We start from the raw sequence: 12,920 nt of genomic DNA, 5'->3' as shown, positions 1-12,920 counted from the left end.
TGTTCTCCGAGTGTGAATGGTGGATTTACTGTATCGGATGCCTGCCCGAAAGAAGTGACCGCATGTGGCCAAAATGCGTAAGAACGTAAAAAACCCCTCGCGGCTCACACCGGCGAGGGGTTGCAACCCCATACAACCGCAAGCTGCCTTTACACCTTGGCGTGGGCCTCGATGTAGCGGCGTACCGCGGCGGCATCGCAGTCCATGACTTCGACGCGTTGCGGCAGCGATTCCAGGTTGGCCAGGTTGCCCGGCGGCGTGGCCGGGCGGCCCAGCGCGGCCTCGATGGTTTCCGAGAACTTGGCCGGCAAGGCGGTTTCCAACACCAGCATCGGCACGCCGGGCTCGACGTGCTTGCGCGCGACCTTGACGCCATCGGCGGTGTGCGGATCGACCAGCACGCCGGTCTGGTCGTACAGCGAGCGGATGGTCGCCAGGCGGTCTTCATGCGAACTGGCGCCGGCGACGAAACCGTATTGCGCCTCGAACTGCGGCTTGAGCGCCGACAGGTCGAAGAAACCGTCGCGAGCCATGTCGGCCCACAGCGCCTTGACGCGGTCGGCGTCGCGGCCCACCAGGTCGAACACGAAGCGCTCGAAATTCGAGGCGCGCGAGATGTCCATCGACGGGCTGGAGGTGGCGTAGGTCTGCTCGGCCGGACGCGGACGGTAGATACCGGTGCGGAAGAACTCCTCCAGCACGTTGTTCTCGTTGGTGGCCAGCACCAGGCGGCGCACCGGCAGGCCCATGCCGCGGGCGATGTGGCCCGACAGGATGTTGCCGAAGTTGCCCGAGGGCACCGTGAACGAAACCTGCTGGCCCGGCTTGTCGGTGGCGCGCAGCCAGCCGTGGAAGTAATACACCACCTGGGCGGCGATGCGCGCCCAGTTGATCGAGTTGACCGCGCCCAGGCGGTACTTGGCCTTGAAGGCCAGGTCCCCGGCCAGCGCCTTGACGATGTCCTGCGCCTCGTCGAACACGCCGCGCACGGCGATGTTGTGGATGTTCTCGTCCTGCAGCGAGTACATCTGGGCGCGCTGGAACGCGCTCATGCGCCCGTGCGGCGACAGCATGAAGACCGCGACGCCGCGCTTGCCGCGCAGCGCGTATTCGGCCGCGGAGCCGGTGTCGCCCGAGGTGGCGCCGACAATGTTGAGCGTGGTGCCGCGGCGGGTCAGCACGTATTCGAACACCTGGCCCAGGAACTGCATGGCCATGTCCTTGAACGCCAGCGTCGGGCCTTCGGACAGTCCCAGCAGCGACAGGCCGTCGTTCAGCGGACGCAGCGGAACGATGTCTTCGCTGTTGAAGATCTGCGAGGTATAGGCGGCGCGGGTCAGGCGGCGCAGGTCGTCGGCCGGGATGTCGGTGGCAAAGCGCGACAGCACTTCGAACGCCAGGTCGGCGTACGGCAGGCCACGCCACGATTCCAGCGTCTCGGCCGAGATCCGCGGCAACTGCTCCGGCACGGCCAGGCCGCCGTCCGGCGCCAGCCCTTCGAGCAGGATGTCGGAAAACGGCAGGGGCGCCATGCCCCCCCGCGTAGAAATGTAGTTCATGTCATTGACTCCACAATGCACTGCGTCCCGCCAGGCGAGGCCGCGCGGAGCCGGCTCCGCCGGGCCGCCGCCCGCGCCCCCTTGAGGGGGAAGCGCCGCAGGCGCTTCGGGGGTGGGCCTTCATACCAAATGCTCCACGCGCAGGCGCGTGACCTTGGAACGTACGAACGGCAACGCCTCGATGCGTTCGATGGCCAGGTTGACGTTGCCTTCCATCGCTTCGTGCGTCAGGAAGATGATGTCGGCGCCGCCGATGTGCGATGGCTGCTGGATCATCGACCCGATCGAGATCGAGCGGTCGGCCAAGAGGCGCGCGATGTCGGCCAGCACGCCCGGCTGGTCGTCCACGCGCAGGCGCAGGTAGTAAGAGGTGCTGACCTGCTCGATCGGCAGGATCGGCGTGTCGGACATGGCGTCCGGCTGGAACGCCAGGTGCGGCACGCGGTTGCCGGGGTCGGCGGTGTGCAGGCGGGTCACGTCGACCAGATCGGCCACCACCGCCGAGGCGGTCGGCTCTTCGCCGGCGCCCTGACCGTAGTACAGCGTCGGGCCGACGGCGTCGCCCTTGACCAGCACCGCGTTCATCGCGCCCTCGACATTGGCCAGCAGGCGCTCGGCCGGCACCAGCGCCGGATGCACGCGCAGCTCGATGCCGTCGGCGCGGCGCTTGGTGATGCCCAGCAGCTTGATGCGGTAGCCCAGGCGCTCGGCGTGTTCGATGTCCTCGGCGGCCAATTGCGAGATGCCTTCGATGTAGGCGCGGTCGAACTGCACCGGCACGCCGAAGGCCAGCGAGGCCAGCAGCGTCAGCTTGTGCGCGGCGTCGACGCCCTCCACGTCGAAGGTGGGGTCGGCTTCGGCGTAGCCCAGGCGCTGGGCTTCGGCCAGCACGTCGGCGAACGGCAGGCCGCGTGAGCGCATTTCCGACAGGATGAAATTGGTGGTGCCGTTGATGATGCCGGCGACCCACTGGATGCGGTTGGCGGTCAGGCCTTCGCGGATCGCCTTGATGATGGGAATGCCGCCGGCCACGGCGGCTTCGAAGGCCACCATCACGCCGCGCTCGGACGCCGCGGCGAAGATCTCGTTGCCGTGCTTGGCCAGCAGCGCCTTGTTGGCGGTGACCACGTGCTTGCCGTTGGCGATGGCTTCCAGCACCAGCTCGCGCGCCAGGGTGTCGCCGCCGATCAGCTCGACCACGATGTCGATCTCGGGATCGCGCACCAGCGCGTGCACGTCGGTGTCCACGGGCAGCGTGTCGCCGACGCGGGCGCGCGCCTTGGGCACATCGCGCACGGCGGCGCGGGCCACTTCAATGCGGCGGCCGGCGCGGCGCGCGATCTCTTCCGCGTTGCGCGACAGCACCGTCCAGGTGCCGCCACCGACCACGCCCAGGCCGAGCAGGCCCACTTTCATGGGATTCATCGCGGCGCCCTCGGCGGGCGGGCGTTGAGGGGAATTCATTTCAGTTCTCCAAACACTCACGCAATAACGGCTGCAGTCCACAAACGCGCCCCCCGATCGGGATGCCGCGGATCCGGCTCCGCCGGTCCGCAGGCATGCCCCCTTGAGGGGGAAGCGCCGCAGGCGCTTCGGGGGTGGGCCTAGAGCAACCCGTCCTTGCGGAACATGTCCTTGATGCCGCGCACCGCCTGGCGGGTGCGCTGCTCGTTTTCGATAAGAGCGAAGCGCACGTATTCGTCGCCATACTCGCCGAAGCCGATCCCGGGGGACACGGCCACTTTCGCATCCGACAGGACACGCTTGGCAAATTCCAAAGAGCCCATCGCCCGGTAGGGTTCGGGGATCTGCGCCCAGATGTACATGGACGCCTTGGGAATTTCCACATTCCAACCTGCTTCGTGCAGGCCGCGCGCGAGCACGTCGCGGCGGCTTTGGTACTGCGCCACGATCTCGTTCACGCAGTCCTGCGGGCCGTCCAGCGCGGCGATGGAGGCCACCTGGATCGGCGTGAACGTACCGTAGTCGTGATAGCTCTTGATGCGCGCCAGCGCGCCGACCAGCTCGCGATTGCCGACCATGTAGCCGATGCGCCAGCCCGCCATGTTGTAGCTCTTGCTCATGGTGAAGAACTCGACCGCGACATCGCGCGCGCCGGGCACCTGCATGATCGAGGGCGCGACATAGCCGTCGAAGGTGATGTCGGCGTAGGCCAGGTCATGCACCACCAGAATGTCGTGTTCCTTGGCCAGGGCCACCACGCGCTCGAAGAACGACAGGTCGACGCACTGGGCGGTCGGGTTGCTGGGAAAGCCCAGCACCATCATCTTGGGCTTGGGGATCGATTCGCGCACGGCGCGCTCGAGTTCCTCGAAGAAGTCCACGCCCGGCGTCATGCGCACGGAGCGGATGTTGGCGCCGGCGATGACGGCGCCGTAGATGTGAATCGGGTAGCTGGGGTTGGGCACCAGCACGGTATCGCCGCGGTCCAGGGTCGCCAGCATCAGGTGCGCCAGGCCTTCCTTGGAGCCGATGGTGACAATGGCTTCGGAATCGGGATCGAACTCGACCGCGTAGCGGCGCTGGTACCAGTCGCAGATGGCCTTGCGCAGGCGCGGGATGCCCTTGGACACCGAGTAGCCGTGGGTGGTCGGGCGGATGGTGGCCTCGACCATCTTGTCGACGATGTGCTTGGGGGTGGCGCCGTCCGGATTGCCCATCGACATGTCGATGATGTCCTCGCCGCGCCGACGGGCCGCCATCTTGAGCTCGCCGGTAATGTTGAAAACGTACGGGGGCAAACGCTCAATGCGAGAGAACTTCCTCATGATGGGAATCCTTAGGGGGCGAAGGGGCAAAAATCCAGGGCGCGGGCGCGCGAAGGGGAAACGGGCTCAAAAGCCGCGCCACCACACGTTTGCGGCGCAGCAAAACCCTGTAATCTAGCGCAAGGACGCCTGGGCGGCAAATTGGACGGAAAAGCCCCCAATTTCGCAGTGGAAACCATGCAACATGCCGCCATCCTGATGCGCTATTATCGGAGCCATAAAGCCGGAGTATTTATTGAAGCTGCATACCGATCCTGCGACGGCCGCCCTGAACACCGTCACCGCTTATGGTGACGGCTATATCGAGGTCAACCAGGTACGTTTTTCCTCCTCGGTCGCTTTTGGCCCCGAAGGCGAAGTTACCCATTGGCCCGTTCAGTCGCCGGCCGACATCACCCCCACCCTCTTGCGTCAGGCGGCCGGATTGTCCGAGCCCGTCCGCGACCCGTTGGCTTTCCTGGACGAACCCGAAGCCACCCCCAGCCGCCCGGCCAACGCGCCCGAGGTGCTGCTGGTCGGCACGGGCGCCCGGCAACAATTCCTGCGTCCCGAAGTGCTGCGTCCCCTGTTGGCGGCAGGCATCGGCGTGGAAATCATGGACACCCACGCCGCCTCGCGCACCTACAACATCCTGATGGCGGAGGGCCGGCGCGTGGTCGTCGCCCTCATCCCCCCCAACGGAGAATCCCAGACATGATGAGGCCCATCATCGGCAAGCCCGCCCCGCTGTTCACCGCTGAAAGCACGATTGGGCCGATCAGCCTGGAGCAATGCCAGGGTCGCGCCGTGATCCTGTATTTCTACCCCAAGGACAACACCCCTGGCTGCACCACCGAGAGCCAGGATTTCCGCGACCTGCACGCCGACTTCCTGTCGGCCAGCGCCGTGGTGGTCGGGATCTCGCGCGATTCGTTGAAATCGCACGAGAATTTCAAGGCCAAGTACGAGCTTCCTTTCCCTCTCATCTCCGACGCCGACGAAACCGTGTGCAATCTGTACGGCGTCATCAAGCAGAAGAACATGTACGGCAAGCAGGTGCGCGGCATCGAGCGCAGCACCTTTCTGATCGACGCTTACGGCGTGCTGGTGCAGGAGTGGCGCGGGGTGAAGGTCCCGGGCCATGCCAAGGAAGTCCTGCAGGCCGCCAAGAGCATCGGTTAAGCCGTGCACAGGAATACCCGTCAGGTGCCATAGCCGGCCCATACTGGAGAGTGACGCATATGCCGCTTCCGAAGTTGCCCACCCGCCCCGCAGCCATCCTGACCTTCCCCTCGGGCGATAACGCCCGGGCGCAGGCCCGCAGCACCAAGACCGCCGCTGCGCGGTCGAACACCCAGACCGCTTTGGCCCAAGACGACGAGGACGAGCTGCTGGTGCAGCCCGAGCTCGAAGGCATGGCCGCTCCCGGCCGCAAGGCGCAGATCCCGGCGCGCCAGGTGCCGCCGCCCGCGCCCGCCGCGCCCGCGCCGCGCGCCCAGGCGCGCCAGGCCAAACCCGCCCCGGCGCCGGCCAAGCGCGCCAAGCCGCGCGCCCAGAACGAGCCGCGCAAGCTGTTCGTGCTGGACACCAACGTGCTGCTGCACGACCCCAGTTCGCTGTTCCGCTTCGAAGAGCACGACATCTTCCTGCCGATGATGACGCTCGAAGAGCTGGACCACCAGAAAAAGGGCATGTCGGAAGTCGCGCGCAACGCCCGCCAGGTCAGCCGCTCGCTCGACGCCCTGGTGCAGGACGCCACGCAGCTTGACGAAGGCCTGGAATTGGCCAAGCTGGGCAACAAGGACGCCACCGGGCGCCTGATGTTCCAGACCACCGCCATCCACAGCACCCTGCCCTCGGACCTGCCCATGGGCAAGGCCGACAACCAGATCCTGGGCGTGGTGCGGGCGCTGCAGGAAAAATACCCGCAGCGCGAGGTCGTGCTGGTGTCCAAGGACATCAACATGCGCCTGAAGGCGCGCGCACTGGGCATGGCCGCGGAAGACTACTTCAACGACCACGTCCTGGAAGACTCTGACCTGATGTACTCGGGCGTGATGCAATTGCCCGAGGACTTCTGGAACAAGCACGGCAAGGACGTCGAATCCTGGCAACAGGGCGGCACCACCTTCTACCGCATCCACGGCCCGCTGTGTTCCCAGTTCGTGGTCAACCAGTTCGTCTACTTCGAAGGCCAGATGCCCCTGTATGCCCAGGTGCGCGAGGTCAGCGGCAAGATGGCGGTGCTGGCGACGCTGCGCGACTACACCCACGGCAAGAACAACGTCTGGGGCATCACCGCCCGCAACCGCGAGCAGAACTTCGCCATGAACCTGCTGATGAACCCGGAATGCGATTTCGTGTCGCTGCTGGGCCAGGCGGGCACGGGCAAGACGCTGTTGGCGCTGGCGGCCGGCATCACCCAGGTGCTGGAAACCAAGCGCTACACCGAGATCATCATGACGCGCGTCACGGTGCCGGTCGGTGAAGACATCGGCTTTTTGCCTGGCACCGAGGAAGAAAAGATGCTGCCCTGGATGGGGGCGCTGGAAGACAACCTCGACGTGCTCAACATGGGCGAAGGCGAAGGCAACGGCGATTGGGGCCGCGCCGCCACCATGGACCTGATCCGCTCGCGCATCAAGGTCAAGTCGCTGAACTTCATGCGCGGCCGCACCTTCCTGAACAAGTACCTGATCATCGACGAGGCCCAGAACCTGACGCCCAAGCAGATGAAGACGCTGGTGACCCGCGCCGGCCCTGGCACCAAGGTGATCTGCCTGGGCAACATCGCCCAGATCGACACGCCCTACCTGACCGAGGGCAGCTCGGGCCTGACGTTCGTGGTCGACCGCTTCAAGGGCTGGCCGCATTCGGGCCACGTGACCTTGCAGCGCGGCGAACGCTCGCGCCTGGCCGACTACGCGGGGGATGTGTTGTAGCCTCTCCCGCCGCACCGTCCAACAAAAAGCCCCTTGAGCGATTGCTCAAGGGGCTTTTTATCACCGGGGCCGGACGATTATTTGTCGGCGGCGTTGGTGATGGCGTTGCCGGCCCGCGACATGTCCTTGCCCATGCCCGCCACGGTATTGCAACCGGCGAGTACAAAGCCGAACACGACGAAGGCGGTCAGCACGATCTTGCTGCGCATGCTGGCGCTCCTGAAGTGAAGAAACGGTTCCGGCGCCTACTTTAAACGATCTGGACGCGAAGTTCGCCCAGCCCTTCCACGCCGCCGGTGATGACATCGCCCTGGACCACGGCGCCCACGCCTTCCGGCGTGCCCGTGAAGATGATGTCGCCGGGCTGCAGTTCGAACAGCCCCGACAGATAGGCGATGCTTTCCGGCACGTTCCAGATCATCTGGGAAATATCGCTGGACTGCTTGCGCTGGCCGTTGACGTCGAGCCAGATGGCGCCCTTGTCGAGCGTGCCGACCACGCTGCGCGGGTGGATCGGGCCCAGCGGCGCCGACAGGTCGAAGGCCTTGCCCACTTCCCAGGGGCGGCCCTGCTTCTTCATTTCGCCCTGCAGATCGCGGCGCGTCATGTCCAGACCCAGCGCGTACCCCCAGACGCAGTCGTTGGCCTGTTCCACCGGAATGTCGCGGCCGCCCTTGCCCAGCACCACCACCAGCTCCATTTCATAGTGCAGGTTGGAGGTCTTGGGCGGGTAAGGCATCTTGCCCGTTTCGCCATCGGCCACGTTCAGCACGGCGTCGGCGGGCTTGCAGAAAAAGAACGGATCTTCACGGCCGGTGAAGCCCATTTCCTTGGCGTGCTCGGCATAGTTGCGGCCGACGCAGTAGACCCGGCGCACCGGGAACAGCGCGGCACTGCCGGCAACGGGAACCGCGGTCTGCGGTTGGGGAGGCAATACGTAGTCCATGATCTATCAACCTATGACGGGTGGAACGTTCCGATGGCAAAAATCATCCGCGAGTGTATCCCTTTCCGGGAACGCGAATATTCAGGAAATTGTAGGGATTTCCCCGTCGAACACCACCAGGCGCTCGATGAAATCCGCCATGTAGGCTTTCATCTCCTGGTGCGCGGGCGAGACCTGGTAGCGGTCATGGGCGGCGGCGTCGGCAAAGCCCGCCACCACCGCATGGGTCAGGCCATCCGAACGGCTCGCCTGGTTGGGCCGGAAGGCATAGGCGGCCACGCCGTCGCACTCGGCCAGAATGCGGGCGCAGTAGCCCTGCACCCGCTCATGGAAACGCGCGTCGGCGGCGCCCGAAAGCCGCAACATCACAACATGCAGGAACATCACGACTCCTTCTTGGAACGGGCAACGGCCAGCCAGGCGCGGGACACCAGTCCCATGATGCCGTCGCGGAACAACAGGACGCAGAGGATGAAGATGGCTCCCTGCACAATCAACACCCAGGACCCCAGCGGCGCCAGGTAGTTCTGCAGCGACACGAAGGTGAAGGCGCCGGCCAGCGGCCCGAACACCGTGCCGATGCCACCGAGCAGCGCCATCAGCACGACCTCGCCGTTGGCGTGCCAGTGCACGTCCGTCAACGAGGCCACGCCGAACACCAATACCTTCAGGCCGCCGGCCAGTCCCGCCACCGCGGCCGACAACGTGAAGGCCAGCAGCTTGTAGCGCGAGGTCGAATAGCCCAACGAGCGGGCGCGCTGCTCGTTGTCGCGCACCGAACGAATCACCTCGCCGAACGGAGAATTCAACACCCGCAACACGAACGCATAGCCCAGCGCGAACACCGCCAGGGTGAAGTAGTACATCGGCATCACGCCGTCCAGGTCGAACAGGCCGAACAGCTTGCCGCGCGGCACGCTCTGCAGACCGTCCTCACCGCCGGTGAAGCCCGCCTGCACCGCGATGAAGTACACCAGTTGCGACAGCGCCAGCGTGATCATGGCAAAGTAGATGCCCTGGCGCCGGATAGCGATCGCGCCGAACACCAGTCCCAGCAACCCGCCGGTCAACACCCCGGCCAACAGGCCCAGCTCCGGCGTCGTGCCCAGCAGCTTCATGACGATGCCGGTGGCATAGGCAGCCGCGCCGAAGAAGGCCGCGTGGCCGAACGAGAGCAGGCCGACATACCCCACCAGCAGGTTGAAGGCCGCCGCGAACAGCGCGAAGCACAGCACCTTCATCAGGAACGTGGGGTACACAAACCACGGCGCCACCAGCGCCAGCAGCGCCAGCCCGCCCATGGCCCAGCGCATGGCGCGCCGCCCCAATTGCACCGGCTGGCGCGTGGCCTCGGCCGCCAGTACGTTCTGCACCTGCAGCGGCTTGCCGAACAGCCCGGCCGGCTTGCACAGCAGCACCAGCACCATGATGAGGAAGATGGCCAGGTTGGCGGCCTCGGGGTAGAACACCTTGGTCAGCCCCTCGATGATGCCCAGCCCGAAGCCGCTGACAATCGCCCCCATGATCGAACCCATGCCGCCGATCACGACCACGGCGAACACCACCACCACCAGGTTCGAGCCCATCATCGGACTGACCTGATAGATGGGCGCGGCGATCACGCCCGCCACCGAGGCCAGCGCCACGCCCAGCGCGTAGGTGAGCGTGATCAGCAGCGGCACATTGATGCCGAACGAACGCACGATGGTCGGGTTCTCGGTGGCGGCGCGCAGCATCGCGCCGACCCGGGTCTTTTCGATCAACACCCACACCGCCAGGCACAGCACCAGCGACACCACCACCGCCCAGCCGCGATACCAGGGCAGGAACATGAAGCCCAGGTTGACCCCGCCCGACAACGCCTTGGGGATGGTGTAGGGCAGCCCCGAAACGCCATAGGCCTGGCGCAGCCCGCCCTCGATCAGCAAGGCCAGGCCGAAGGTCAGCAACAGCCCGTAGAGGTGATCCATGCGGTAGGTGCGCGCGATCAGCGCGCGCTCGATCACGATGGCGAACGCGGCCATGATGAGCGGCACCAGCACCAGCGCGGCCCAGTAGTTCACACCCAGGTAATTCAGCAGCATCCAGGCCAGGAACGCCCCTGCCGTGTACTGCGCGCCGTGGGCGAAGTTGATGATGTTCAACAGGCCGAAAATCACCGCCAGCCCGATCGAGAGCAAGGCGTAGAACGAACCGTTGATCAGGCCGAGCAGGAGCTGGCCGAACAGTGCCGTGGACGGCACACCGAAGATTTCGAACACAGGATTCTCCCCTCAGACACCCAGGCGGCGCGCGATCCGCGCGGGATCGTTGCGCGCCTCTTGCGCCGATAGTTGGTCGACCACACGGCCGTGCTCCATCACGTAGTGGCGGTCGGCCACCTTGGTGGCGAAGCGGAAGTTCTGCTCGACCAACACGATGGTGAAGCCGCGCTCCTTGAGCGTGCGGATGGCCTGCCCGATCTGTTGCACGATCACCGGCGCCAACCCTTCGGTGGGCTCGTCCAGCAGGATCAACTGGGCGCCGGTGCGCAGGATGCGGGCGATGGCCAGCATCTGCTGTTCGCCGCCCGACAGGTTGCCGCCGGAGCTGGCGCTGCGTTCGCGCAGATTGGGAAACAGGGCGTAGATTTCGTCCAACGACATGCCGCCGTCGGCCAGGCGCGGCGGCAGCAGCAGGTTCTCGGTCACGTCCAGACTGCGAAACACCGCCCGTTCCTCGGGGCAATACACCACGCCCAGGCGCGGGATGCGGTGCGGCGCCATGCCCACGGTCTCCTGGCCGTTGAGCCGGATCGAGCCGCGGCGCTTGTCCAAAATGCCCATGACGGCGCGCAGCGTGGTGGTCTTGCCCGCGCCATTGCGGCCCAGGATGGTGACCAGTTCGCCGCGCCGCACTTCGATGTCGACGCCATGCAGCACATGCGATTCGCCGTACCAGGCGTTGAGGTCTTTGATCGACAGCATCAGTCGTCTCCCTCGTCGGAGCCCATGTAGGCCGTGATGACACGCTCGTCGCGCGACACGGCCGCGTAATCGCCTTGCGCCAGCACCGCGCCACGCGCCAGCACCGTGATGGTGTCGGACAAGTCGGCGACCACCGACAGGTTGTGCTCCACCATCAGGATGCTGCGGTTGGCCGAGACGCGGCGGATCAGCGCCGCGATGCGGGCCACGTCCTCCTGCCCCAGGCCGGCCATCGGCTCGTCCAGCAGCATCACTTCCGGCTCCAGCGCCAGCGTCATGGCGATTTCCAGCGCCCGTTTGCGGCCATAGGGCAGCAAGGCCGCCGTGGTGTCGGCCATGCCGGCCAGGCCCACGGCCTCCAGCAAGGCCAGGCCTTGGTCGTTGAGACGATCGACGCTGCGGCGGCTGCGCCAGAAGCGCAAGCCGTCGCCGTGCTGGCGCATCAGCGCCACGCGCATGTTCTGCAGCACGGTCAAGCCCAGGAACACCGCCGAAATCTGGAACGAGCGCACGATGCCCAGGCGCGCGATCTGCTCCGGCGCCAGCGCGGTGATATCGCGGCCGCGATAGTGGATCACGCCCTGGTCGGGCGTCAGGAACTTGGTCAGCAGGTTAAAGCAGGTGGTCTTGCCGGCGCCGTTGGGGCCGATCAAGGCATGAATGGAACCTTCCCGCAGGGCCAGGGACACGCCATCGACGGCATTGAAGCCGCCGAACCGCTTGACCAGCCCCTGGGCGGACAGAACCGCTTGGGTGCTCATGGCCGTCCTCCTACATGCGGGCCAGCAGGCCGCCGTCAATCGCCAGCACGTGGCCATTGACGAACGCGGCGCCCGGCGAGGCCAGGTAGACCACGGCCGGCGCGATGTCTTCCGGCGCGGCCCAGCGCCCCACCGGCACCGCGGTCGACAGGAACGACTGGAATTGCGGATTGTCCTGCAGCCCCTGGGTGAAGTCGGTGCGCACGAAGCCCGGCGCCAGCGCGTTGCAAGTGACGCCCTGGCCGCCATACTCGACCGCCAGCGCGCGCGTGAACGCCGCGATGGCGCCCTTGGCGGTCGCGTAGGCGGCAATGTTCGGCATGGTGGCCTGACCCGCGACCGACGACATCAGCACAATGCGGCCGAAGCCGCGCGCCGTCATGGCCGGCAGCACCGCGCGGGCGCAATGGAAGGCGCCGTTGACGTGGACGTTCTGCAACGCCTGCCATTCAGCGGGCGTCATCTCGATCACCGGCTTGCGGTTCTGATTGCCGGCGTTGCTGACCAGCACGTCGATGGCAACGCCATCGGCTTCGAGTTGCGCGATGGCCGCGGCCACGGCGGCGCCGTCGGCCACGTCGAACACCGCACTGCGCGCCGTGATGCCGGCCGCGGCCAGTTGCGCGCAGGCGGCCTCGCAAGCGGCCTGCGACAGGTCGTTGATCACCACTTGCGCGCCGGCCCGGCCCAGGCCGGCGGCGATCGCATACCCCAGCCCGCGCGCGCCCCCCGTCACCAGCGCGGTACGCCCGGCCAGCCCGAAGGTCCGGCCCAGATAGTCCTGATTCAAAGCTTGTCTCCTTGTCTTATAGGCGCCGGGTCTCTCGGAACACGGCCCCGGGAAAGGCTTCCCGAGGCGCGGCGCGCCTGGCCCGGCTTGTGTCGCTCCGCCGTCCATGCTGGAAAACGTGATTGACATTAATCTCAATATACGCGACTATTTTTAAACACTCAATAACAAGATTTTTAGTTTTTCTT

The 12,920-nt window shown here is 66.0% G+C and carries 13 protein-coding genes; 3 read left to right on the top strand and 10 right to left on the bottom strand.

What is annotated here, in order from left to right:
* Positions 1-149: 149 nt before the first annotated feature.
* The 3 genes from thrC to alaC form a co-directional block, all read right to left on the bottom strand.
* The gene (thrC, locus tag ACN6O8_RS02390) at positions 150-1,559 is read right to left on the bottom strand and encodes a threonine synthase (protein ID WP_427989461.1); all 1,410 of its coding nucleotides are present in this window, start codon (positions 1,557-1,559) and stop codon (positions 150-152) included.
* 120 nt (positions 1,560-1,679) lie between these two features.
* Positions 1,680-2,984, bottom strand: coding sequence for a homoserine dehydrogenase (locus ACN6O8_RS02385; RefSeq protein WP_427989590.1), 1,305 nt, complete (start codon positions 2,982-2,984; stop codon positions 1,680-1,682).
* A 179-nt stretch (positions 2,985-3,163) separates the two neighbouring features.
* Positions 3,164-4,348 (bottom strand): alanine transaminase, encoded by a 1,185-nt coding sequence (gene alaC / locus ACN6O8_RS02380; RefSeq protein ID WP_427989460.1) that lies wholly within the window; start codon positions 4,346-4,348, stop codon positions 3,164-3,166.
* Positions 4,349-4,583: 235 nt separating this feature from the next.
* Here alaC and ACN6O8_RS02375 point away from each other — a divergent pair, with 235 nt between their 5' ends.
* The 3 genes from ACN6O8_RS02375 to ACN6O8_RS02365 are packed head-to-tail and all read left to right on the top strand — an operon-like array spanning position 4,584 to position 7,269.
* The gene (locus ACN6O8_RS02375; RefSeq protein WP_427989459.1) at positions 4,584-5,045 is read left to right on the top strand and encodes an Mth938-like domain-containing protein; all 462 of its coding nucleotides are present in this window, start codon (positions 4,584-4,586) and stop codon (positions 5,043-5,045) included.
* Complete coding sequence (locus ACN6O8_RS02370; RefSeq protein ID WP_427989589.1) at positions 5,045-5,509, top strand: peroxiredoxin; 465 nt, start codon at positions 5,045-5,047, stop codon at positions 5,507-5,509. Before ACN6O8_RS02375 ends, ACN6O8_RS02370 begins: the two co-directional genes overlap by 1 nt.
* 59 nt (positions 5,510-5,568) lie before the next feature.
* Positions 5,569-7,269: a PhoH family protein gene (locus ACN6O8_RS02365; protein ID WP_427989458.1), complete on the top strand. Its 1,701-nt coding sequence runs from the start codon at positions 5,569-5,571 to the stop codon at positions 7,267-7,269.
* A gap of 77 nt (positions 7,270-7,346) precedes the next feature.
* Here ACN6O8_RS02365 and ACN6O8_RS02360 read toward each other — a convergent pair whose 3' ends face one another.
* From ACN6O8_RS02360 to ACN6O8_RS02330, 7 genes are all read right to left on the bottom strand, one after another.
* On the bottom strand, positions 7,347-7,478 hold the full coding sequence (locus tag ACN6O8_RS02360; RefSeq protein ID WP_006388428.1) for an entericidin A/B family lipoprotein: 132 nt from the start codon (positions 7,476-7,478) through the stop codon (positions 7,347-7,349).
* A 41-nt stretch (positions 7,479-7,519) separates the two neighbouring features.
* The gene (locus tag ACN6O8_RS02355) at positions 7,520-8,215 is read right to left on the bottom strand and encodes a fumarylacetoacetate hydrolase family protein (RefSeq protein WP_427989456.1); all 696 of its coding nucleotides are present in this window, start codon (positions 8,213-8,215) and stop codon (positions 7,520-7,522) included.
* Between the two features lie 81 nt (positions 8,216-8,296).
* Positions 8,297-8,599: a Dabb family protein gene (locus ACN6O8_RS02350; protein WP_427989455.1), complete on the bottom strand. Its 303-nt coding sequence runs from the start codon at positions 8,597-8,599 to the stop codon at positions 8,297-8,299.
* On the bottom strand, positions 8,599-10,476 hold the full coding sequence (locus ACN6O8_RS02345; RefSeq protein WP_427989454.1) for an ABC transporter permease: 1,878 nt from the start codon (positions 10,474-10,476) through the stop codon (positions 8,599-8,601). The genes ACN6O8_RS02350 and ACN6O8_RS02345 overlap by 1 nt, the downstream gene beginning before the upstream one ends.
* 12 nt (positions 10,477-10,488) lie before the next feature.
* On the bottom strand, positions 10,489-11,181 hold the full coding sequence (locus tag ACN6O8_RS02340) for an ABC transporter ATP-binding protein (protein WP_427989453.1): 693 nt from the start codon (positions 11,179-11,181) through the stop codon (positions 10,489-10,491).
* Entirely contained in the window at positions 11,181-11,942 is a 762-nt protein-coding gene (locus ACN6O8_RS02335; RefSeq protein ID WP_427989452.1) for an ABC transporter ATP-binding protein, read from the bottom strand. Before ACN6O8_RS02335 ends, ACN6O8_RS02340 begins: the two co-directional genes overlap by 1 nt.
* 10 nt (positions 11,943-11,952) lie before the next feature.
* Complete coding sequence (locus tag ACN6O8_RS02330) at positions 11,953-12,732, bottom strand: SDR family NAD(P)-dependent oxidoreductase (protein WP_427989451.1); 780 nt, start codon at positions 12,730-12,732, stop codon at positions 11,953-11,955.
* Positions 12,733-12,920: the final 188 nt, after the last annotated feature.

The sequence above is a fragment of the Achromobacter sp. genome (assembly GCF_050285565.1).
Classification (GTDB): Bacteria; Pseudomonadota; Gammaproteobacteria; order Burkholderiales; family Burkholderiaceae_B; genus Achromobacter.
This window is presented reverse-complemented; position numbering and strand designations above follow the sequence as displayed.

Coding starts and splice junctions, on each gene's coding strand:
- ACN6O8_RS02360 (WP_006388428.1), bottom strand. CDS start 7,478: ATGCGCAGCAAGATCGTGCTGACCGCCTTCGTCGTGTTCGGCTTTGTA.
- ACN6O8_RS02365 (WP_427989458.1), top strand. CDS start 5,569: ATGCCGCTTCCGAAGTTGCCCACCCGCCCCGCAGCCATCCTGACCTTC.
- alaC (WP_427989460.1), bottom strand. CDS start 4,348: ATGAGGAAGTTCTCTCGCATTGAGCGTTTGCCCCCGTACGTTTTCAAC.
- thrC (WP_427989461.1), bottom strand. CDS start 1,559: ATGAACTACATTTCTACGCGGGGGGGCATGGCGCCCCTGCCGTTTTCC.
- ACN6O8_RS02355 (WP_427989456.1), bottom strand. CDS start 8,215: ATGGACTACGTATTGCCTCCCCAACCGCAGACCGCGGTTCCCGTTGCC.
- ACN6O8_RS02350 (WP_427989455.1), bottom strand. CDS start 8,599: ATGTTCCTGCATGTTGTGATGTTGCGGCTTTCGGGCGCCGCCGACGCG.
- ACN6O8_RS02335 (WP_427989452.1), bottom strand. CDS start 11,942: ATGAGCACCCAAGCGGTTCTGTCCGCCCAGGGGCTGGTCAAGCGGTTC.
- ACN6O8_RS02385 (WP_427989590.1), bottom strand. CDS start 2,984: ATGAATCCCATGAAAGTGGGCCTGCTCGGCCTGGGCGTGGTCGGTGGC.
- ACN6O8_RS02340 (WP_427989453.1), bottom strand. CDS start 11,181: ATGCTGTCGATCAAAGACCTCAACGCCTGGTACGGCGAATCGCATGTG.
- ACN6O8_RS02370 (WP_427989589.1), top strand. CDS start 5,045: ATGAGGCCCATCATCGGCAAGCCCGCCCCGCTGTTCACCGCTGAAAGC.